This is a genomic window from Vibrio sp. 2CM40D (assembly GCF_023161825.1).
Lineage (GTDB): Bacteria > Pseudomonadota > Gammaproteobacteria > Enterobacterales > Vibrionaceae > Vibrio > Vibrio alginolyticus.
The window spans coordinates 1-428 of the sequence record NZ_JALNTL010000041.1 but is presented as its reverse complement, the minus strand read 5'-3'; the positions used below and the strand labels follow the sequence as shown (position 1 = coordinate 428).

General features: G+C 54.7%; 1 protein-coding gene. It reads right to left on the bottom strand.

Translation table 11 applies throughout. From position 1 onward, the window contains the following. Positions 1-428, bottom strand: a 428-nt coding sequence (locus MTF70_RS24325) for an immunoglobulin-like domain-containing protein (protein ID WP_248394468.1), incomplete at both ends; no start/stop codon positions are given.

The window sequence follows — 428 nt, the reverse complement described above, 5'->3', positions numbered from 1 at the left end:
TCTGAAATAGTCACGCTTGGACGGTCATCATCCGGATCGGGACCCGGGCCACTGCCGTCATCCACTATCGTTGCCGTCCCCGTATCGCTGCCTTGTACCGCCCCAATGCCAGTCACCGTCACACTGAAATCTTCAGGGCCTTCATAAACAGCATCATCAATGGCAGCGATGCGCACATCAAACTCAGTTTGCCCTGCTGGCACCGTGACTACGCCATCGTTTGGCACTGCAACCCAACCACTTCCCGTGTTGTATTCTAGGGTGCCTAAGTCTCCAACTTCGGTGTCACCTAAGTTCAGGCCTAGCTCGACTTGAACAGTGGACTCAGAGGCGTTCGACAACGTCACTTTGAAGTTGGCTGTATCCCCCTCATTGATGGTGCCAGCGTCTGAAATAGTCACGCTTGGACGGTCATCATCCGGATCGGG